Origin of the sequence: Pseudomonas sp. SC3(2021) (assembly GCF_019856535.1) — a bacterium.
Taxonomy (GTDB): domain Bacteria; phylum Pseudomonadota; class Gammaproteobacteria; order Pseudomonadales; family Pseudomonadaceae; genus Aquipseudomonas; species Aquipseudomonas monsensis.
Window position 1 is genome coordinate 3,106,836 of record NZ_CP082236.1, and the last position, 18,050, is coordinate 3,124,885.

15 protein-coding genes are annotated in these 18,050 nt (G+C 61.2%); 8 read left to right on the forward strand and 7 right to left on the reverse strand.

Annotation, left to right across the window (positions count from 1 at the left end):
- Positions 1-121: 121 nt before the first annotated feature.
- Positions 122-1,003 (reverse strand): LysR substrate-binding domain-containing protein, encoded by an 882-nt coding sequence (locus K5Y35_RS13890; RefSeq protein WP_123466318.1) that lies wholly within the window; start codon positions 1,001-1,003, stop codon positions 122-124.
- A gap of 229 nt (positions 1,004-1,232) precedes the next feature.
- Between K5Y35_RS13890 and K5Y35_RS13895 the strand changes: the two genes are divergently transcribed.
- The 6 genes from K5Y35_RS13895 to K5Y35_RS13920 all read left to right on the forward strand — a co-directional run bounded on the left by K5Y35_RS13895 (position 1,233) and on the right by K5Y35_RS13920 (position 8,648).
- Positions 1,233-2,870 carry a 5-guanidino-2-oxopentanoate decarboxylase gene (locus K5Y35_RS13895; protein ID WP_222834419.1) on the forward strand — a complete coding sequence of 546 codons (1,638 nt, stop codon included), beginning with the start codon at positions 1,233-1,235 and terminating at the stop codon, positions 2,868-2,870.
- Positions 2,867-4,318: an aldehyde dehydrogenase family protein gene (locus tag K5Y35_RS13900; protein WP_222834420.1), complete on the forward strand. Its 1,452-nt coding sequence runs from the start codon at positions 2,867-2,869 to the stop codon at positions 4,316-4,318. Before K5Y35_RS13895 ends, K5Y35_RS13900 begins: the two co-directional genes overlap by 4 nt.
- 217 nt (positions 4,319-4,535) lie before the next feature.
- Positions 4,536-5,639 carry an ABC transporter substrate-binding protein gene (locus tag K5Y35_RS13905; RefSeq protein WP_123466324.1) on the forward strand — a complete coding sequence of 368 codons (1,104 nt, stop codon included), beginning with the start codon at positions 4,536-4,538 and terminating at the stop codon, positions 5,637-5,639.
- A 186-nt stretch (positions 5,640-5,825) separates the two neighbouring features.
- A complete protein-coding gene (locus K5Y35_RS13910; RefSeq protein ID WP_123466326.1) occupies positions 5,826-6,734 on the forward strand; it encodes an ABC transporter permease in 909 nt (302 codons plus the stop codon).
- Positions 6,731-7,579, forward strand: coding sequence for an ABC transporter permease (locus K5Y35_RS13915; protein ID WP_123466328.1), 849 nt, complete (start codon positions 6,731-6,733; stop codon positions 7,577-7,579). Before K5Y35_RS13910 ends, K5Y35_RS13915 begins: the two co-directional genes overlap by 4 nt.
- Positions 7,580-7,592: 13 nt before the next feature.
- Positions 7,593-8,648, forward strand: coding sequence for an ABC transporter ATP-binding protein (locus K5Y35_RS13920; protein WP_222834421.1), 1,056 nt, complete (start codon positions 7,593-7,595; stop codon positions 8,646-8,648).
- 985 nt (positions 8,649-9,633) lie between these two features.
- On the opposite strand, the gene K5Y35_RS13925 is transcribed toward K5Y35_RS13920, so the two are convergent.
- Entirely contained in the window at positions 9,634-10,563 is a 930-nt protein-coding gene (locus K5Y35_RS13925) for an AraC family transcriptional regulator (RefSeq protein ID WP_123466332.1), read from the reverse strand.
- Between the two features lie 338 nt (positions 10,564-10,901).
- Here K5Y35_RS13925 and K5Y35_RS13930 point away from each other — a divergent pair, with 338 nt between their 5' ends.
- Positions 10,902-11,255, forward strand: coding sequence for a putative quinol monooxygenase (locus tag K5Y35_RS13930; RefSeq protein ID WP_123466335.1), 354 nt, complete (start codon positions 10,902-10,904; stop codon positions 11,253-11,255).
- 43 nt (positions 11,256-11,298) lie between these two features.
- The gene (locus tag K5Y35_RS13935; protein ID WP_222834422.1) at positions 11,299-11,541 is read left to right on the forward strand and encodes a hypothetical protein; all 243 of its coding nucleotides are present in this window, start codon (positions 11,299-11,301) and stop codon (positions 11,539-11,541) included.
- Positions 11,542-11,545: 4 nt separating this feature from the next.
- Here the strand turns inward: K5Y35_RS13935 and K5Y35_RS13940 are convergent, their stop codons facing one another.
- The 5 genes from K5Y35_RS13940 to K5Y35_RS13960 all read right to left on the reverse strand — a co-directional run bounded on the left by K5Y35_RS13940 (position 11,546) and on the right by K5Y35_RS13960 (position 18,025).
- Complete coding sequence (locus K5Y35_RS13940) at positions 11,546-12,175, reverse strand: flavin reductase family protein (protein ID WP_123466337.1); 630 nt, start codon at positions 12,173-12,175, stop codon at positions 11,546-11,548.
- Between the two features lie 171 nt (positions 12,176-12,346).
- Positions 12,347-12,706 carry a hypothetical protein gene (locus K5Y35_RS13945; protein WP_222834423.1) on the reverse strand — a complete coding sequence of 120 codons (360 nt, stop codon included), beginning with the start codon at positions 12,704-12,706 and terminating at the stop codon, positions 12,347-12,349.
- Positions 12,707-13,233: 527 nt separating this feature from the next.
- Positions 13,234-14,553: an MFS transporter gene (locus K5Y35_RS13950; RefSeq protein ID WP_128614922.1), complete on the reverse strand. Its 1,320-nt coding sequence runs from the start codon at positions 14,551-14,553 to the stop codon at positions 13,234-13,236.
- 383 nt (positions 14,554-14,936) lie between these two features.
- A complete protein-coding gene (locus tag K5Y35_RS13955; RefSeq protein WP_128614923.1) occupies positions 14,937-16,265 on the reverse strand; it encodes a sigma-54-dependent transcriptional regulator in 1,329 nt (442 codons plus the stop codon).
- The gene (locus K5Y35_RS13960; protein WP_186746799.1) at positions 16,265-18,025 is read right to left on the reverse strand and encodes an ATP-binding protein; all 1,761 of its coding nucleotides are present in this window, start codon (positions 18,023-18,025) and stop codon (positions 16,265-16,267) included. Before K5Y35_RS13960 ends, K5Y35_RS13955 begins: the two co-directional genes overlap by 1 nt.
- Positions 18,026-18,050: the final 25 nt, after the last annotated feature.

The following is an 18,050-nucleotide window of genomic DNA, read 5'->3' on the forward strand; positions in this document are numbered from 1 at the left end:
GCTTCCCACGTTCCAGTTGTAGGCCTTCGCCTGCTCGCGATAGCAGTGTGTCAGTCGACGTAAATGTCACTGACCCACCGCCATCGCGAGCAGGCGAAGGCCTGCAGGGGAATGTGGTGCTTCAGCGGGTATGCGCCTGCTCCACCAGCCAGATCATCAACTCCTCCAACTGCGGCGACGCTTCCCCACCCTGCGGCATCACCACGTAGTAGCCCAGCCCCGTCTTCACCTTCAATTCAAACGGCATCACCAGCCGCCCGGCGCGCAGGTCGTCGCCGATCAACGACCAGTCGCCAATCGCTACCCCTGTCCCATGCGACGCCATCGACATTGCCTGATCCAGCGTCTCGAAATGCTGGCCCATGTTGACGTTGCTCAACTGCAATTGGGCAGCGTTCAGCCACACCGTCCAGTCCTGTGTGTCGCGGGTCGGGTGCAGCAGCAGATGCTGTTGCAGATCGGTCGGTTCGGTCAGCGCCGCAGAGCCCTTCAGTAACGCGGGTGAACAGACCGGTGTCAGTTGCTCATCGAACAGGTGCAGGGCGGTCGATGAATTGTCCGGCGGGGTGCCGTAGATCACCGCGGCATCGAACTGCTCGCGCTGAAAGTCCACGCCGTGGGCCAGGGTGGTGGTCAATTTGACCGGCACGTCCGGGCGTTCCTTTTGCCATTGCAGCAGGCGCGGCACCAACCAGCGCATCACGCAGCTGGGGGCCTTGAGCTGCAGGGTTTCGCGCTTCAGACCAATCTGCTCGGTGGCTTCGCTGATCAGGCCGAAGACCTTCTCCACCCGGGGCAGCCATTCACGCCCTTCGGCGGTCAGCTCCAGGCCCCGGGCCAGGCGAATGAATAACGCATAACCCAGATGCTCTTCCAGACCGGCGATCTGCCGGCTCACTGCCCCTTGGGTGATGTGCAACTGCTCGGCCGCCCGCGTGAAGTTGCAGCACTGCGCGGTGATCAGAAACGTGTGCAGGGCGGGCAGGGGAGGCAGTCGTTTCATGTGGATCCAAGGTATGACGTGAGGACATGGCTAGTATGACTTTTAATCGATTGTTGCCGCTACCTGCCGCCCGTTCAATGAGCCCATTCCACCCGGATCAATGTGGGAGCGAGCTTGCTCGCGAATACGGTTTTCTATTCAGCATCAATGTGGCTGATACACCGCTTTCGCGAGCACGCTCGCTCCCACACTGGCACGGCGTATTGAACAAACAAGAAGGGCAATCGACATGGCGACGTGTGGCGAAGTACTGGTCAAGTTACTCGAAAATTATGGGGTCGAGCAGGTGTTCGGCATTCCCGGGGTGCACACCGTGGAGTTGTATCGCGGGCTGGCCCGTTCGAGCATCAACCATGTCACTCCACGGCATGAGCAGGGCGCCGGTTTCATGGCCGACGGCTATGCGCGTACCCGCGGCAAACCGGGGGTGTGCTTCATCATCACCGGTCCGGGCATGACCAACATCACCACCGCGATGGGCCAGGCCTACGCCGACTCGATCCCGATGCTGGTAATCTCCAGCGTGCAGACGCGCAGCCAGTTGGGCGGCGGTCGCGGCAAGCTGCACGAGCTGCCGAACCAGAGTGCGTTGGTCGGTGGCGTCGCTGCGTTCTCTCATACCTTGATGTCCGCAGCGGAATTGCCGGGCGTACTGGCCCGTGCGTTTGCGCTGTTCCAGGCCGGGCGTCCACGTCCGGTGCACATCGAGATTCCGCTGGACGTGCTGGTGGAAGAGGCCGATGAATTGCTCGCCAGCGTCCCGGTCAACATCGACCGCGCCGGTGCCGCCCCCGCCGCCGTGAGCCGCATGAGCGAGCTGCTGGCCGGCGCACAACGACCATTGATTCTCGCGGGTGGCGGTGCGATCGACGCCGCCGCCGAACTCACCGAACTGGCCGAATTGCTCGACGCTCCGGTGGCGCTGACCATCAACGCCAAAGGCATGCTGCCGTCCAGCCATCCGCTGCTGATCGGCTCGACACAAAGCCTGGTCGCGACCCGCGCACTGGTGGCCGATGCCGACGTGGTGTTGGCGATCGGCACCGAACTGGCCGAAACCGATTATGACGTGACCTTCGCCGGCGGTTTCGAAATCCCCGGCAAACTGCTGCGCATCGACATCGACGCCGATCAGACCGTGCGCAACTATCCGCCACACGTGGCGTTGGTCGCCGACTCGCGCAACGCTGCACAGGCGTTGCTCAGTGCTTTGTCGCTCCAACCTCTGGCCGAGCGCCGCAACGATTGGGGCCAGGTGCGCGCTGCGCGTTTGCGCGACGATCTGGCCGCGAGCTGGGATGCGCCAACCCTGGCGCAGACGCGCTTCCTCGAAACCGTCCTGCACGAGTTGCCGGATGCAGTGTTCGTCGGCGATTCCACGCAACCGGTGTACACCGGCAACCTGACCTTCAACCCGGAACGACCACGGCGCTGGTTCAACTCGTCCACCGGTTACGGCACCCTCGGTTACGCCTTGCCGGCGGCCATTGGCGCGTGGCTCGGCGGCAGCATTGAGGATGGCGCCCGTGCGCCGGTGGTGTGCCTGATCGGTGACGGCGGCTTGCAGTTCACCCTGCCGGAACTGGCCAGCGCGGTCGAAGCGCGCACTCCGGTGATCGTCCTGCTGTGGAATAACCAGGGTTACGAAGAGATCAAGAAGTACATGGTCAACCGCGCCATCGAGCCGGTCGGCGTCGACATCTACACCCCGGACTTCATCGGCGTCGCCAAGGCCCTGGGTTGCGCTGCCGAGGCAATCGGCTCGGTCGAACAACTGCGCGGCGCGCTGCGCGCCGCCACCGATCGTCAGGGCCCGACCCTGATCGAAATCGACCAGACCCAATGGATGCAGGCGGTGGCCAAATGATCAATTTCCCGACCACACTCGATGGCCTGTTCATCAATGGCCAATGGTCCGCCGGTTGCGAGCATCTGCGGGTGATCAACCCGGCCACCGAAGCGCTGCTGACCACGGTCAATGGCGGTGACGAACAAGCGGTCGATCTGGCGGTCGCTGCTGCCACGGAAGCATTCAAGGACTGGTCGAAAACCAGCGGTGCCGAGCGTGGCGCGATCCTGCGCAACATCGCCAATGGCGTGCGCAACGGTCGCGATCATTTGATGAAGTTGCAGTCGAGCAACAACGGCAAGCCGCAATTCGAGGCGGCCATCGACGTCGACGACGTGATCGCCACCTTCGAGTATTACGCCGAACTCGCCGAAGGCCTCGACGCACAACTGGACAGTCACGTGGCGCTGCCCAGCGACGATTTCAGCGCCCGTCTGCGCCGGGAACCGTGCGGTGTGGTCGGGCTGATCGTGCCGTGGAATTTCCCGATGGTCACCACCGCGTGGAAACTCGCACCAGCGCTGGCCGCCGGCTGCTGCGTGGTGCTCAAACCGTCGGAAGTCACGCCGCTGCCGGAGCTGGAACTGGCGGCGATCATCGCCGAATCCGGCCTGCCCAAAGGCGTATTCAACCTGGTCTGCGGCACCGGTCTGGCGGTCGGTGCGCCACTCTCGGCTGATCCACGCATTGCGAAGATTTCCTTCACCGGCAGCAACGCTGTCGGCGTCCAGGTGATGCAACGCGCTGCGGAAACCGTGAAAGGTGTGAGCCTGGAACTGGGTGGCAAATCTTCGCTGTTGGTGCTTGAAGATGCCGATCTTGAACTGGCGGTGGAGTTGGCTTGCGGCGGCGGTTTTTTCAACGCCGGGCAGATGTGCTCGGCCACCAGTCGGGTGCTGGTCGCCGATGAGCTGGCCGATGAATTCCTCAACCGCTTGCAGGCCCGTGCAGAAAAAATCCGCGTAGCCGATCCGTTCGACCCGGACGTGGAGATGGGCGCACTGGTCAATCAGGCGCAATACCAGCGGGTGCTCGGCCACATTGACCGGGGTCTGAGTGCCGGAGCGAAGCTGGTGTGCGGCGGCAATCGTCCGGCGGATCTGCCGCGCGGCTATTTTTTGCAGCCGACGGTGTTCACCGAAGTGCCCCTCGACAGTGCGTTGTGGTGTGAAGAGATCTTTGGCCCGGTGCTCTGCGTGCGCAGTTTCAGCAGCGAAGCCGAGGCGATTGCCCTGGCCAACGACAGTCAGTTCGGGCTGGTCGCCAGTGTGGTAACGCGTAACGCCGAGACTGCCGAGCGGGTCGCCAACGCCCTGCAGGCGGGGCTGGTGTGGCTCAACGCGCCACAAGTGATCTTCCCGCAGACGGCATGGGGCGGCTACAAGCAGAGCAGCATCGGTCGCGAATTGGGGCCGTGGGGCCTGGCTGCATTTCAGGAAATCAAACACGTGATCCGGGCGCTCTGAGTGCCCGAAAACGGGGAGCGCATGCCTCGCAACGAGGCATGCGCCGGTGTCATGGCTTCGATGAGTTTTTATCGATAGTCAGGTGTATTGCACGACCTCAGGATGAACCCGTCGGCAGCGCTGCAGGCCTTTGAAAACAAGGCCTGCAGCAGATCCGGCCGCGCGGATGCAACGGTTGCGACCAACCTCATACTTAAAAGAACAAAGGGAGTCCTTCATGGGCGAGCATGATCTGAACAGGCGTCAATTCATTAAAACCGTCGGCGTCGCCTCGGTAGCGGCGGCGGCCCTGAGCATGCCCTTCATCCGGGCCTCTGCCAGCGACACACGTTTCGCCGGCAAGACCCTGCGCTTGCTGACCTGGTCGGATGACACCGGCCTCGCCGCACTGCGCAATATTGCCGCCACGTTCGAGGCCAAGACCGGCGCCAAGGTCATCGCCGACCGCACCGGCAGCACCTCGGAAATGGTCGCCAAACTCAAGGCCGGCGGTGACCGTCCGCAGTACGACATCATCACCCTGGCCGGGGTCGGCGCCGAAGGTCTGGCCGCCGCCGGACTGCTGGAAAAACCCGACCTCAACCGCATTCCCAACCTGATCGACGTCCCGGAAAAATACCGCACGGGCGCCAACGGTCACGGCATCGGTTACCTGCTGTGGTGCAACAGCCTGGTCTACAGCACCCGCACGCTCAAAGAGGCGCCGAACAGTTACGCGGCATTGTGGGACGCCGATCTGGCGCCGAACATTTTCCTGCCGCCGCCGAACTGGACCGAGGCGATGGACCTGATCATCATCGCCGCCAAACTCGCCGGCGGTGACGAACACAACATCGAACCGGGCTTCAAGAAACTTGCCGAACTCAAGGATCGCGTGGTCACCCTCGGCGAGAACCCGAACCAGATCGCCGAGCTGTTCCGCACCGGTTCGCTGGACATGGGCGGCTTGTACGCCCCGGCCTTCTTCCCCAAGCAGATCCGCGATCCGAACTACGGCCTCGGCGCCACGTTCGGCATGAAGGAAGGTTTCTACACCGACCTGATGCTGTCGGTGATGCCGAAGAACCGTCCCGGCGACACCGATCTGGCCTACGCCTTCATCGACCACTCTCTCGACCCGCTGGTGCAGGGCAAGATGGCCGAAGACATCTTCAACGGCCCGGTCAACGCCAAGGCGATCATCTCCGCCGAAGCACGCAAGAGCCCGTACATCCTCACCCCGGAGCAGATTGCCGAGAAGGCGATCATGCACGACAACGCCTTTTTGGCGACCGTGCATGACCAATGGATTCGTCGTTACACGGAAATCTTTTCTTCCTGAGCCGAACACCAACCTTCAAAACACCACAAAACCCTTGTGGGAGCTGGCTTGCCAGCGATGACGGCCTACCTGTCGACAATGATGTCACTGACAGATTGCGATCGCTGGCAAGCCAGCTCCCACAGGGGCACGGTGGTTTGGAGAGCTGTGTTCGTCAGTTGTTCTTCCATTGACGAGATCATTGCTATGGAACATCAATCCCTGAGCCAACCGGTCGACGCCGGCAGCGTGCGCCCGGCGCGCGGTGTTTCGCCGACCGCCCGGGCGTGGTTTTTCCTCACGCCGTCGATGCTGTTTCTCGGCGTGCTGATCGCCGCCAGCCTGCTGGTGTTGCGCATGAGCGTCGGCACCAAAGGCGCGGAGTGGACGGGGTTCAGCCTGGCCAGTTACGCCCAGTTGCTCGAACCCTATTACCTGAAATCCTTGCTGCTGACCTTGCGTCTGGCACTGATCAGCGCGGTGATTGCCGTGCTGCTGGCGATCCCGGTGGCGTACACCATGTCGCGCCTGACCTCGCCGTTCCTGCGGCGGATTTTTCTCGCGGCAGTGCTCCTGCCGCTGCTGGTCAACCTGCTGCTGCAAAGCTATGGCTGGCTGGTGATTCTCGGCCCGGGCGGGATGCTCAACCAGGCGCTGATGGGCCTGGGCCTGATCAAGCGCCCGATCATGTTGCTGTACAACCAGAACGGTGTGCTGATGGGTCTGGTACAAACCGCATTTCCGCTGGCCGTGCTGCCGATTGCCAGCGCCATGCGCGGCGTCGCGCGCACCTACGAAGAGGCGGCGGCAACGCTGGGCGCCAGTCGTTTTCAGGTGTTCCGTCAGGTGGTGTTGCCGATGAGTCTGCCGGGGATCATCACCGGGGCGACGCTGGTGTTCGCCTACAACGCCAGCAGTTTTGTCGTGCCGTTGCTGCTCGGTGGCCGTCGTGTGCCGATGCTCGCGGTGATGGTGCATGACCAGATCGCGCCGCTGATGAACTGGCCCGCCGCGTCGGCGGCCGGGGTGGTGCTGATCGTCACCACGCTGGCGATCATGACTTTGTCCGAATACATCACCGGCCGTCGTCGGCGTCTGCTGGAGGCTTCGCAATGAGTGCCCTGACCAAGAAGCGCATGGCGCTGTTGCCCGGCGACACCGGCAAGTTCGCCGGGATCCTCTCCGGCTTCATTCTGCTGTTGGCGGTGTTGCCGATCCTGACCATGATCGTCATGTCGTTCAGCGGGGCGTCGAACCTCGATTTCCCGCCGAGCAGCTACAGCCTGCAATGGTACAAGGCGGCCTGGCACACCTTCGTGTCGCCGGATGCCAGTGATGTGTTGAGCCTCGGCCAGGCCATGGCTACCAGTCTGCTGGTGTCGTGCCTGACCATGGTCTTCGCCACGTTGATCGCGGTGCCTGCCGCCTATGCGCTGACCCGTTGCGAGTTCCGTGGCAAAGCCGTGGCGCTGCAACTGATGTCGCTGCCGCTGGTGTTCCCGATGGTGGTGTTGGGCCTGGCCTTGCTGCTGGTGTTCGACAGCCTGCCGTTCCACCTGACCACCTCGCGGCTGGTAATTGCCCACGTGATTCTGGCGCTGCCGTTCGTGGTGAAGAACTGCACCGCGGCGATGCTCTCCATCGGCAGTGAAGTCGAAGAGGCGGCGCGAATGCTTGGCGCTTCGCCGCTGCGGGCGATTGTCGATGTGGTGGTGCCGTTGATGAAATCGGGGATTCTGGCGGGGATGCTGCTGGCGTTCATCGTCTCGTTCAACGAATTCACCGTGACCTATTTCCTTTACACCATCGACGTCATGACCGTGCCGATCTGGATGTACAGCCGCACCGTGTCATCGCTCGACCCTACCGTGTTCTCGTTTGCCGTGCTGATCGTGCTGATCGACTTCGTCCTGATCTGGGCGCTGGAGAAGCTGGTGGGCGAGGGCGGCGTTTCCTTTTGATTTGAGGTGCAACATGACTGGTCTGATTCTGGAAAACGTCGAGAAATTCTACGGCTCGGCGTGCGCGGTACAAGACGTCAATCTGCATTTGCCGGAAGGCAAACTGGTGTGTTTTCTCGGCCCGTCGGGCTGCGGCAAAACCACTTTGCTGCGGATGATCGCCGGGCTGGAAACCCTCAGCGGCGGCGAAATTCGCCTGGACGGCGAGGACATCGGCCAGACCCCGGCGCACCTGCGCAACTTCGGCATGGTCTTTCAGTCGCTGGCGCTGTTCCCGCACATGACCGTCGGTGAAAACATCGCCTACCCGCTGAAATTGCGCGGCGTCAGCAAGGCTGATCAGCAGAAGCGGGTAGTGGAGTTGCTGGAGTTGATCCAGTTGCAAGCGATGATCGACCGTCCGGTGGCGAAGCTTTCCGGGGGGCAGCGGCAGCGGGTGGCGATTGCCCGGGCGATTGCTTCACGTCCGAAAATCCTCTTGCTCGACGAGCCGCTGTCGGCGCTGGATGCCAAGCTGCGCGAGTCGATGCAGGTGGAAATCCGCCAATTGCAACAGCGCTTGAACATCACCACGATCATGGTCACCCACGACCAGCGTGAGGCGATGACCATGGCGGATATTGTCGTGGTGCTGGGCGAGCACAAGGTGCAGCAGGTCGGTACGCCGATTGAAATTTATCGGCATCCGGCCAACGAGTTTGTCGCTGACTTCATTGGCTCGGGCAACATCTTCCCGGCCACGGCATTGGGCGATGGCAAAGTCGGCCTGCCGGGTGGCGATGCACTGCAAGTGCCGATCTGCAGCAGCATCGTGGTGGGGCAGAAGGTGAAGATGCTGATTCGCCCCGAAGACCTGCAACTGTCTGCACCACAGGCGACGGCGGGCAATCGCCTGCTCGGCAAGGTGACGTTCGTGCGTGATATCGGCGCGACCATCGAGACCACGGTGGAGTGTTCCGGGGTGACGTTTACCGCGTTGAGTACGCCGTGTCAGGGGATTGGTTTGGGGATCGGGCATCCGGTGTCGGTGACGTTGCCGGTGGAGGCTTGTCGGGTGTTGGGGGCTTAGAGCGAGGTCTGACTCCGAATCGCCCCTCACCCCAGCCCTCTCCCGGGGGGGAGAGGGAGCCGACCGAGGTGTCTGGCGTTATCCATCGACCTGAAAAATCCAGTCGATTATGGATTCGGCAAAGCATTTTCAGGTCGGTGTACTTGTTGAATATCCCCCATTCAGTCCTCTCTCTCTGGAAGAGGGAGGCGACCGAGGTGTCTGGCGTTATCCATCGACCTGAACAATCCAGTCGATGATGGATTCGGCAAAGCATTTTCAGGTCGGTGTACTTATTGAATATCCCCCATTCAGTCCTCTCTCTCTGGGAGAGGGAGCCGACCGAGGTGTCTGGCGTTATCCATCGACCTGGAAAATCCAGTCGATGATGGATTCGGCAAAACATTTTCAGGTCGGTGTACTTGTTGAATATCCCCCATTCAGTCCCTCTCCCTCTGGGAGAGGGAGGCGACCGAGGTGTCTGGCGTTATCCATCGACCTGAAAAATCCAGTCGATGATGGATTCGGCAAACCACTTTCAGGTCGGTGTACTTGTTGAATATCCCCCATTCAGTCCTCTCTCTGGGAGAGGGAGGCGACCGAGGTGTCTGGCGTTATCCATCGACCTGAAAAATCCAGTCGATGATGGATTCGGCAAAACATTTTCAGGTCGGTGTACTTGTTGAATATCCCCCATTCAGTCCTCTCTCTGGGAGAGGGAGGCGACCGAGGTTTCTGGCGTTATCCATCGACCTGAAAAATCCAGTCGATGATGGATTCGGCAAAACATTTTCAGGTCGGTGTACTTGTTGAATATCCCCCATTCAGTCCCCTATCCCTCTGGGAGAGGGAGCCGACCGAGGTGTCTGGCGTTATCCGTCGACCTGGAAAATCCAGTCGATCATGGATTCGGCAAAACACTTTCAGGTCGGTGTACTTGTTGAATATCCCCCATTCAGTCCCCTCTCCCTCTGGGAGAGGGTTAGGGTGAGGGGCTTCTAAACGGTCACACTGAAAGCCGCAACCGCGCCAGATCCCGCAACGGCGGCGCGCCAAACAAGCGGCTGTACTCGCGGCTGAACTGCGACGGGCTCTCGTAGCCCACGCGATATCCTGCCGCCGAGGCTTCCAGACCCTCGGCCAGCATCAGGCGCCGCGCTTCCTGCAGGCGCAACTGCTTCTGATACTGCAGCGGACTCATCGCCGTCATCGCCTTGAAGCGGTGATGCAGGGTCGAGACGCTGAGGTTCACTTCTTTCGCCAGATCATCAATGCGCAAAGGTTGCTCGAAATTGCCGTTGAGCCATTTGATCGCCTGGCTGATGCGGTGGCTCTGGCTGTTGGCAATCGCGATCTCATACAAACGATGACCCTGCGGACTGCGCAGCAGACGATAGAGAATCTCGCGGCGAATCAGCGGCGCAAGCATGGCGATGTCTTTCGGTGCATCGAGCAAGCGGGCCAGGCGCAGCACGGCGTCAAGCATCGCGCCGTCGATGCGTTCAACGTACAGACCGCGCCCGGTGGGCCGGGTCGGTACGCCCATCGGGCCGGCATCGGCGATCAGTGCGGTGATTTCCGCCGGGTCGATGTCCAGGCGCACGGCGAGGATCGGCTCTTCCGGTGAAACGTTAACCACGCGCCCGCTCAGCGGCATCGAGACCGAGACCACCAGATAATTCAGCGGGTCGTAATTGAAGTACTCGTCGGCCAGCCGCACCTCTTTGCGCCCCTGGGCCATGATGCACAGCGCCGGCTGCGCGAGCACCGGAGCGAAGTTGTGGGACTGGGTGTGGCGCGACATGAACAGCGAGCCGACGGCGGTCTGGTAACTGCCATCGTCGGTGGTGTTGCGGCGGATGATCGCCGCCAGTTCTTCGCGCTGTTTCTCCATGTCGGCATCAGGCTGGGCTTGAAAACGATCGAATGACGTCATGCACGGCATCCTCGGCAAGGGAGATGGAATGGAGCAGAGCTTAAGTTTGTGCAAGCGCGAGCGGTAGACACATCCTGTCAAATGCTTGCCTGATTCTGCATTGGCTTGCCGGCGTGCTCAGTCACAGCAGGATGCAGAGCGGCAAACTTGCTTGATACGCCGTATGACAACGGTGTGACGCGGTTTCACAGGTTGTTACAAGTCCTGTGTGCAGTCTCGCAGGATTGTGCAACAGGGCGGCAGGAATCGACTAACGGCGCGGTGTGTTCGGCGCTTAACCTTTGATCCTGTCGCAGCCCGTCCGCTGGCTGCCACGCGACTCCCTGGGAGGGTTGAACATGTCCAAGCAGATTCCCGTCAGTCACATGGCCTTCGTTCGAGCGCGCGCCGGACGCTCGGCGGAACTCGGTGTACGCCTGAGCGCGTTGATCGAGCCGTCCCGTGCCGCCCCCGGTTGCCTGAGCTTTGCCTTGCAGCATTCGCAATGTGATCCCGAGTTGTGGCTGGTCTCCGGTTTCTGGAGCAGCCAGCAAATGATGACCCGTTATTTCAACAGCCCGTCGATGGAAATCTTCGCCGAGCTGGTGCAGGACCTGGTGGTCAACAGTCTGGATTTCCATACCTTCAAGGACGTGTCGGCCGCGCAAGCCCTTGGCCAATGCCCGGTGCCGGTACACAAACTCGCCGGTTGAGGGTTTAATGTCCGGCTTATTTGTCTGAGCCGGGATGTATGACATGGCACGTAAAGAGTTCGAACACTTCGAAGCAGTCTCCGCAGTCGTCCCCGTCGAGTTGGGCGGCAACAAGGGGTATCACGCGGCAATCGCGGTCAAGGCCCTGGTCGATGGCGGTACACCACGCTTTCACAAACTGCTGGATGATCAGGTGTTCCCCGGCGCCATCGCTGCCGACGAGGCGGCCATCAATGAGCTGGATAAACTCAAGGGCGTCACTGCTGACGCCGAGTTGGTCTGGTAACGCGTTACTGGCTGGCGCCTGGACGCCACATCTTGAACAGAGCCTCAGGCCCCAACTGAAAATAGTCCGCTGGTCCGCCGCCGCGCAGAATCGGTTCTGCCGCGGCGGTGTCGTAGATGCCGTCCTTCAACAGCCACTTGGCGATATGCACGGCGACCACTTCGCCGAGGATCAGCCAGCTCGGCACGGTTTCGCCGTCGGCGCGCTGCAATTGAATGATCTGCGTGACCTTGCACTCGAAGGACACCGGACTTTCGGCGACCCGTGGTACCGAAATCACTTTTGATGCCACCGTCGTCAGCCCCGCCAATTCAAACTCGTTGACCTGCGGCGCGACCATTGCGCAGCTCTGGTTCATCTGCTCGGCCAACGGGCGCGTGGCGAGGTTCCAGGCGAACTCGCCGGTCTGCTCGATGTTGTTCAGGCTGTCTTTGCGCCCGACGCTGGAAAAACCAATGATTGGCGGGATGTAGTTGAACGCGTTGAAAAAGCTGTACGGCGCCAGGTTCAAGTGGCCCTGAGCATCCTGCGAAGAAATCCAGCCGATGGGGCGCGGGCCGACGATGGCATTGAACGGATCGTGGGGCAGACCGTGGCCGTTGGCGGGTTCGTAGAAGTGGATGTCATCGGACATGGCGAGGGTTCCTGAAGAGGGCATGCTTAAAGACGCCATAGTGTAAGAGCGCACCGCGTATTTCCAGTCAAACGCTGATCCTCTGTAGGCGTGAGCCTGCAGGGGATGTTTGTGATGCTTCAGAAATGACTAAGCCCGGCCGAAGCCGGGCTGTTGGACGACTGCTGATATTCAGCTGATGGCTGCAGCAGTACCGGTTTTGTCGAAGCCGTCGGCAGCGATGGCATTGGCGGTGCCGGTTTTGTCGAAGCCATCGGCAGCGATGGCATTGGCGGTGCCGGTTTTGTCGAAGCCGTCGGCAGCGATGGCATTGGCGGTACCGGTTTTGTCGAAACCATCGGCAGCCACAGCTTTGCCAAGGCTGGTTTTATCAAAACCGTCAGCGGCGTAGGTGCCCGAGTGGCTGGTTTCGATGGCGGCGCTGGCGCCGGAAATGAAATCGGCGGATTTGGTTTTGTCCGAACCGTCGGCAGCGAAGGTATTGGCGGCCAGTACGGACAGGGTCAGAGCGAGGATCAGTCGGGTTTTCATGTCGGTTACTCCAGATTCGTTGGCGGGTGTGTCTTGCATGGGTTTCATGCTACGCCAGTTAATTTGATTAAAAAGCGCAAATTAATGCTAAAAACAATCAATTAAGTTGATATTAAGGCCGGCGTATCGAAATCGCTTTCGCCGTCGAAGCGAGCGTCGCGCAGTTCATTGATCAGGTGTTTGCAGGATGCAGCGGCAGGATTAATCAGCGATTAATCGCTTGGATGGCGATTCTGTTCTCCAACACCCTCGGCTCCGCGCTCGGTGACTACCTGGCAGATGATTCGCGCCTGGGGTTCGTCGGCGGTGCTGGCGGGGATTCTGTTGGTGATGGTTGTCGGGGCGTCGTATGCGCAGAAGCGCGTTGCCGAAATGACCTGATACCGAGTCGCCCCAATCGCTGGCAAGCCAGCTCCCACAATGACAGCGCTGTTCACAGACCTTGTGTACGACGCGAAACCTGTGGGAGCTGGCTTGCCAGCGAAGGGGCCCTCACAGCCACCGTTGCAGTGGCTGGGCAAACCCGATCAGTCAGTCACGATCCGCGAGTGCTTCTGGGTGTCTTTCATGGTGATGTACACCAGCAACGACACCGCGATGCACGCCGTCACGTACCAGTAGTAACCGGTCTCCATGCCGATGCTCTTGAACCACAGTGCGATGTATTCGGCGGTACCGCCGAAGATCGACACGGTCAGTGCGTACGGCAGGCCGACGCCCAGCGCGCGGATTTCGGTCGGGAACAATTCGGCTTTCACCACTGCGTTGATCGAGGTGTAGCCGCTGACGATGATCAGCGCCGCCATGATCAGGAAGAACGCGCCCCACCAGCTCTGAATCGTGTGCAAGGTCATCAGGATCGGCACGGTGAAGATCGTCCCCAACACGCCGAAGGCGATCAGGATCGGACGCCGACCGATTTTATCGGACAGGCCGCCAATGATCGGCTGCAGGCACATGAACAGGAACAGCGTGGCGGCAGAAATGGTGGTCGAGTCGGAGATGCTCATGCCGACGGTGTTCACCAGGTATTTCTGCATGTAGGTGGTGTAGGTGTAGAACGCCAGGGTGCCGCCCATGGTCAGGCCGACCACGGTCAACAGCTCTTTCGGGTGGCGCAGCAAGGTGCGCATCGCGCTTTCCTTGGACTTTTCTTTCTTGGTGAACGACTCGGTTTCCTCCATGCCACGACGCAGGTACAGCGCCACGATGGCACACAGCGCGCCGATGGCGAACGGAATACGCCAGCCCCACGCGTACAGTTGCTCGGTGGTCAGCACGTTCTGCAGCACGATCAACACGCCCAGCGCGATGAGCTGGCCGGAGATCAGGGTCACGTACTGGAAACTGGAGAAGAAGCCGCGACGTTCCTTGGTCGCCATCTCCGAGAGATAGGTCGCCGAGGTGCCGTATTCGCCACCGACCGACAGGCCTTGCAGCAGACGGGCGAACACCAGCAGGATCGGCGCGCCGATACCAATGGTTTCGTAGTTCGGGCTGAGGGCGATCAGCAGCGAGCCGAAGCACATCAGGTAGACCGAGGCCATCAGGGCTTTCTTGCGGCCGACCTTGTCAGCGTACAGGCCCATCAGCCAGCCACCGATCGGACGCATCAGAAAACCCACGGCGAAGATCGCGGCGGTGTTCATCAGTTGCGCGGTGGAGGAACCGGCGGGGAAAAAGGTTTTGGCGAAGTACAGCGAGAAGGCGGCATACACATACCAGTCGTACCACTCGACCATGTTGCCGACAGAACCGCTGAAGATCGATTTGATCCGGCTGGCTGTGGTTTTTTCTTTGGCCGGCACGGCCGCCGACCCAAGAGGCAGGGCGTTGGAGTTATCCATTGAAGGATCCTTCGTTTAATTGTTTTTGTGGAGCGCGTCGAAACGCAGCCTGCGGGGGCTGTAGCAGGAGCTGTGCCAACGGGGGGAGGGCCGGTTTAGAGGGGGTGACGGGATTGGGTGAGCGGGATATCGCCGAAAAATTTGGTTTGATGAGCGGATTTCCGCTCATTGGGGCGAAGATCAGAAGCCCCTCACCCTGGCCCTCTCCCGGAGGGAGAGGGAACTGACCGAGTGGATTGTTCGAGGTGCACCGGCCTGAGATATCGAGTCGAACTCAGGTTTTGAATAGCACAAAGATCGGCTCCCTTTCCCTCTACCCCTTGGGGGAGAGGGCTGGGGTGAGGGGGATGGATCTCGGCCAAACCAAAAATCCCGACCCAGCCTCATTCAGCCAAAAACATCTCCCGGCTCAACCCATGTCGCTGCATCTTTTCATTGAACGTGCGGCGCGGCAGTTGCAGTTCTTCGAGCACCGCTTTCACATCGCCCCTGTGCCGGGTCAATGCCGCGCGCAGACACTGCGCTTCAAACGCTTCCTGCTGCGCGGCGAGGGACTGGCCCGGATCGATTCCCTGCACCGGCTCATCCAGCCCCAGCACCTGGCGTTCGGCAACGTTGGCCAGTTCGCGCACATTCCCCGGCCAGTCATGGCTGAGCAGGTGACTCAACTGCGCGCCGCTCAATGGCGCAAACGTCCGCCCCAGGCGCTGCGCGGCGCTTTGGGCGAAGTTGTCGAACAACAACGGAATGTCTTCGCGACGATCACGCAACGGCGGTAAACGCAGTTCGGCGACGTTCAGGCGATACGCCAGGTCTTCCCGAAAACGTCCGGCCCGGGCTTCGTCGAGCAGGTCGGGTTTGGTCGCCGCGACAATGCGCAGATCCACGCGAATGCTCTGGTTCGAGCCCAGGCGTTCGAGTTTCTGCTCCTGCAACACCCGCAACAGTTTCACCTGTTGGGCCAGCGGCATGCTTTCGATTTCATCGAGGAACAGCGTGCCGCCATCGGCGTATTCGAGTTTGCCGATGCGCTTGCCCGATGCACCGGTGAAGGCACCGCTCTCGTGGCCGAACAGTTCGGCCTCGAACAACTGTTCAGGGATCGCCGCGCAATTGAGGGCGACGAAGGGTTTGTCCGCTCGGGAGCCAAAATCATGCAGGCAACGCGCAACCAGTTCCTTGCCGCTGCCAGTCTCGCCACGGATCAACACGTTGACCGGCAACGCGGCCAGCTCCAGCACTTGCCGACGCAAGGTCTGCAAGCCACGGGACACGCCGAGTAGCGTCGCGTCGAGTCGGGCGCGGTGATCGGCCTGCTCGTGCAGGGCACGGTTTTCCAGCACCAGCCGACGTTTCTCCAGGGCGCGGCGCAGGCTGCCGAGCAGGGTTTCCGGGCTGAACGGTTTCTCCAGAAAGTCGTAGGCGCCATCGCGCATCGCTTCGACGGCCATCGGCACATCGCCGTGCCCCGTGAGCAGAATCACCGGCAGATCGGCATCGCGCTTCTGCACGTCGGCCAATAACGCCAGCCCGTCCATACCGGGCATGCGCACGTCGCTGAGGATCACCCCGGCAAAGTGCGCGGGCAGGGCGGCGAGGCATTCTTCGGCGCGGCTGAACAGCTGCACGTCGAATCCCGACAGGCTCAGCCACTGTTCGACGGCGTTGCGAATACTGCTTTCGTCATCGACCACCATCACTGAGTTGAGCATCAGATATGCGCCTCCAGATCGATCGGCAAAGTCAGGGTGAACACCGCGCCACTGTCACCATTCTCGACGCTCAGGCGGCCGCCGGATTCATGCACGATGGCAAACGAGACCGCCAGTCCAAGCCCCAGTCCGTCGCCCACCGGTTTGGTGGTGAAGAACGGATCGAACACCTGGCTCAAGTGTTCTTCGGCAATCCCGCCGCCGTTGTCGATCACGCTCAAGCGCCACAACTGTTCGTCGGCTTGCAGGCGGATTTCCAGGCGCTTGCACGGTTTGCCGTGCATTGCATCGAGGGCGTTGCGCAGCAGGTTGATCAGTACCTGTTCGAGACGGATGGCATCGCCGCGCATCCACGCCGGGCGGGTCAGGTGCAGCACCAGGCTGACCTGTTCGTCACGCAGCCGCGCATCGAGCAACTGCAGCGACTGATCGACCACCGTCGCCAGATCCAGCCGCTCGCGCAACCCGCTTGGGCTTTTGCGCGCGAAGGTTTTCAGGTGCCCGGTGAGGGCGGCCATGCGCGTGAGCATCTCGTCCACCGGTTTGAGCGCCTTGTAGGCGTCGTCGACGCGGCCATGATCGAGCAGCAGGCGCAGGGTCGCCAGTTGCATGCGCTGAGCGGTCAGCGGCTGATTGATCTCGTGGGCAAGGGCGGCGGACATTTGCCCGAGTGCGGCGAGTTTCGCCGATTGCACCAGCCCCTCTTGCGCGGTGCGCAGGTCTCGGGTGCGCTCTTCGACTAACTGTTCAAGCTCTTCACGGCTGCGCTGGCGCAACTTCGCCAGACGCCAGCGCTGGTTGAGGAACAGCAGCAGAAACACCAGCGCCAGCCACACTCCGGCGGCGGCCAGGCCGGCGTTGCGCAGGTCTTCGAATGCCACTTGCGGGCGTCGCAACAGATGCAGGGTCCAGCCTTCGGTGCTGAGCGGCAGCGATTCCCAGAGATAATCCGCAGTGCCTTGCGGACCTTCGACCCGGCGCAGATCGCTGTTGTCATCGAAGCGCCGCAGCGACAGATGAGTCAAGGGTACGAGCGCCTGTTTATCGTACTGACGGGTGGCCTTGATCTCGGCCAGATCGGCGCTGTTCAACGTCCGCAACGAGCGATAGCGCCAGCCGGGCTGGTTGGCGATAAAGACGATGCCGCGGGCATCGCTGACCAGCAGGGTGTCAGTGCCCTGACTCCATTCGCGCTCAAGTTCAGGGAATTCCAGCTTGACCACCATCGCCCCGAGGAACTCGTCCTTGTCGCCCAGCACGGCGCTGGAGAGGAAATAACCGGGAATGCCGCTGGTCACGCCTACCGCATAAAAGCGCCCGCTGCCTTGGGTGCGGGTCTGGTTGAAGTAAGGCCGGAAACCGTAGTTGTGACCGACGTAACTGCTCGGTAGACGCCAGTTGCTGGCCGCTACGGCGAGGCCCGTGTGATCGAGCAGTTCAAGGGTCGAGGACTGCGCCGCGCCGTTGATCTTTTCCAGTTTCAGATTCAGCGCCGATTGTTCCTCGGCATCCACGGGACCGGCCAGCGCCGCACGCAACTGCGGATCCAGCGCCAGCACCGCCGGCAGGGCACGGTAGCGGTCGATCAGGGTGTGCAACGAGTTGGCGTAGAGCACCAGTTGCTGATTGGCGCGGGCGGCGTCTTCTTCCAGCGCCTGGCGCTCGGCGTGGCGGATGGCAAGCGTTGCGGCAATGGCCGCGCCGGCGATGATCAGCAGGGTATACAACGACAGACGCAAGGTACGGGAAGTCGGCAGCATGCTGGGCAGATGGATGGCAGGTCGG

Excerpts from the sequence above, each read along its gene's own strand:
- K5Y35_RS13940 (WP_123466337.1), bottom strand. The coding sequence starts at position 12,175 with ATGTCCGATGACATCCACTTCTACGAACCCGCCAACGGCCACGGTCTG.
- K5Y35_RS13925 (WP_123466332.1), bottom strand. The coding sequence starts at position 10,563 with ATGACGTCATTCGATCGTTTTCAAGCCCAGCCTGATGCCGACATGGAG.
- K5Y35_RS13955 (WP_128614923.1), bottom strand. The coding sequence starts at position 16,265 with ATGCTCAACTCAGTGATGGTGGTCGATGACGAAAGCAGTATTCGCAAC.
- K5Y35_RS13945 (WP_222834423.1), bottom strand. The coding sequence starts at position 12,706 with ATGAAAACCCGACTGATCCTCGCTCTGACCCTGTCCGTACTGGCCGCC.
- K5Y35_RS13915 (WP_123466328.1), top strand. The coding sequence starts at position 6,731 with ATGAGTGCCCTGACCAAGAAGCGCATGGCGCTGTTGCCCGGCGACACC.
- K5Y35_RS13900 (WP_222834420.1), top strand. The coding sequence starts at position 2,867 with ATGATCAATTTCCCGACCACACTCGATGGCCTGTTCATCAATGGCCAA.
- K5Y35_RS13895 (WP_222834419.1), top strand. The coding sequence starts at position 1,233 with ATGGCGACGTGTGGCGAAGTACTGGTCAAGTTACTCGAAAATTATGGG.
- K5Y35_RS13930 (WP_123466335.1), top strand. The coding sequence starts at position 10,902 with ATGTCCAAGCAGATTCCCGTCAGTCACATGGCCTTCGTTCGAGCGCGC.
- K5Y35_RS13890 (WP_123466318.1), bottom strand. The coding sequence starts at position 1,003 with ATGAAACGACTGCCTCCCCTGCCCGCCCTGCACACGTTTCTGATCACC.
- K5Y35_RS13905 (WP_123466324.1), top strand. The coding sequence starts at position 4,536 with ATGGGCGAGCATGATCTGAACAGGCGTCAATTCATTAAAACCGTCGGC.
- K5Y35_RS13910 (WP_123466326.1), top strand. The coding sequence starts at position 5,826 with ATGGAACATCAATCCCTGAGCCAACCGGTCGACGCCGGCAGCGTGCGC.
- K5Y35_RS13950 (WP_128614922.1), bottom strand. The coding sequence starts at position 14,553 with ATGGATAACTCCAACGCCCTGCCTCTTGGGTCGGCGGCCGTGCCGGCC.
- K5Y35_RS13960 (WP_186746799.1), bottom strand. The coding sequence starts at position 18,025 with ATGCTGCCGACTTCCCGTACCTTGCGTCTGTCGTTGTATACCCTGCTG.
- K5Y35_RS13920 (WP_222834421.1), top strand. The coding sequence starts at position 7,593 with ATGACTGGTCTGATTCTGGAAAACGTCGAGAAATTCTACGGCTCGGCG.
- K5Y35_RS13935 (WP_222834422.1), top strand. The coding sequence starts at position 11,299 with ATGGCACGTAAAGAGTTCGAACACTTCGAAGCAGTCTCCGCAGTCGTC.